2 protein-coding genes are annotated in these 2068 nt (G+C 61.4%); both read right to left on the bottom strand.

Annotated elements, in window-relative coordinates; all coding sequences use genetic code 11:
• Nucleotides 1-1257 (bottom strand): VIT domain-containing protein (locus WBF74_RS12330; RefSeq protein WP_424440291.1); only part of this gene is annotated, 1257 nt, incomplete at its 3' end.
• A gap of 151 nt (nt 1258-1408) precedes the next feature.
• Nucleotides 1409-2068: PLP-dependent aminotransferase family protein (locus tag WBF74_RS12325; protein ID WP_424440288.1), on the bottom strand; the 660-nt coding region annotated here is incomplete at its 5' end.

Raw genomic sequence — 2068 nt, 5'->3', positions numbered from 1 at the left:
TCTCACAAACTTCCGCGCCACATCGAGGTTCTCACCATGGGCGGGGACGGCGGACGGGAAGAGCATCTCCATCGAGTGATCAAAGCGGATCACGTTGAACGTATCGCGGGGCGTGAGCCGGTCGAGGGCGAAGAGAAGGCTTTCCTTTGCCTGCACCATGGAGGGGCCGGCCATAGAACCTGAATTGTCGATGACGAGAATCGCTTCGCGCGGCTTTGCTTCCGGCAGCACATCTCCGGAGGGCGGCGCAAGCATGACGAGAAGATAATCCTCGTCTCCCACGCGCTCCTTGAAGAGGGCCGCTGTCGGCGCCTTCATGCTGGCGGGTTTCCAGACCAGCTCGAAATCCTTGTTGGCGGGCACGACATCCTTTGCAAGATGGATGTTTGCCTTGCGCGCGTCATCACTATTGCGCGTGAGGGTGATGGCGTGGTGTGAACTCACTACATCGCCAAGCGGGAAGCCCACATCCAGCGTGACGGAAAGGCTCACGGGGTTGAGAGGGCCGTCATCGGGATGCTGCACAGGGGGCTGTTCGAGATGGTCCTTCGGCTCTTGCGGAATGACCGTTCCCCAGCCGCCTTCGCCCGGCGTGAAATCCACAAGCTGCGGATCGACATTTCGCGGTGTGTAGCGAGGCGCAACCACCATCGGGAAGCGCAGCGAAAAGGCTTCGCTATCGCGGCGCACCGTCTGCTGATATTCGATCTGGATGATGATGGTTTCCTTCGGTCCGATATTCGCGACCGAGTTGGTGAAAACATTGGGACGCTGCTGTTCGACAAGGCTCGCCTTCTGGCCATTGTCCCGCGCTTCCTCATAGGCGCGGCGCGCTTCTTCCTTCTCCTTGATCTGCCCTTCGATGACGCGCTCACCGATGACCATTTTCAGCGTATCGACAGCGGAGTCTTCCGGCAGCGGAAAGACATATTTGCCTTCGACCCAGCCATCGCCCGGGTTGATGAAATGCTGCGTCACACGGGTGCGGGCGATTAGGCCCGTGACATCGATCTTCACATCCGTTGCGAGCAGCGGGGCGGGCACATATTTGCCGGGCTCGGTTGAGTGGAGCAGCAATGTTCCGCTCTCCACATCGTCCAGCCGCATGAGGCCATCTGTCGTGTTTGCCCGCGCCTGCTGCGCAAGCGTGGCGACAATCAGGAGGCTGAGGCTCGCAAGGATCGCCAGAACGGCGAGCGGATGGGACCAGCGGCGCGGATGATGCGCGAAGCTGAGATGGCGTGAGAGATCGGACATTTTGCTTTCCCCGCATATGGCATATCCGGACCTGACCCTTTCCGGACGGAATGAGTGTGTGGGGCAAATGAGGCCAAAGCTGCGGCCAAAGGGGACCGGAACCGACCCTTTTCAGGGCGTTTTTGTGTCATGGGGATTCACACAGGCAGCCTCAGCCGAAGGTCGGGGAGCGCGCATCCCGCAAAATCTGGGCGAGTTTCCTCGTTCCCCTGGCAATCGCTTTTTCGGGGATGGAGGCGTAGCCCATGTAAAGGCCGGGGCGGCCGGGCGTGAGGCGATAGGTGGAAAGCGCACCGACATGGATGCCGCCCGCCGCAGCAGCGGTGGCGAGTGCCTTGTCATCTGCCTGATCGGGCAGGTAGGCCGAAAGCTGCAAGCCGCCTTCGCCCGGTGCGGCGCGGAGATAGGGCGCAAGTTCGTTCTCGAGTGCGTGGAGCAGAGAGGCGCGTCGTTCCGCGTAGCGCCCTCTCATGCGCCGGATATGGCCGCCGAAATGCCCTTCGCCGATGAAATCAGCAAGGGCCGCCTGCATGGCAGGAGGAGGCACATGGCCGCTGATGCGGATGGCGGTGGCGAAGGCATCGACCAGGCTTTCCGGCACGATGAGATAGCCGATCTTCAGCGCCGGGAAGAGCGTCTTTGCGAAGGTGCCCATATAGATGACGCTTCCCCCGCGCGGGTCGAGGCCTTGCAGCGAGGGGATGGGGCGACCCTGATAGCGATATTCACTGTCATAGTCGTCTTCGAGAATCCACGAGCCGCTCTGCCTTGCGTGGTCGAGAAGGGCGAGGCGGCGGGGCAAAGACAACGT

It is taken from the genome of Parvibaculum sp., from assembly GCF_049672805.1.
Taxonomy (GTDB): domain Bacteria; phylum Pseudomonadota; class Alphaproteobacteria; order Parvibaculales; family Parvibaculaceae; genus Parvibaculum.
The sequence above is the reverse complement of the archived record's forward strand: the minus strand, read 5'-3'. Positions and strand labels throughout refer to the sequence as shown.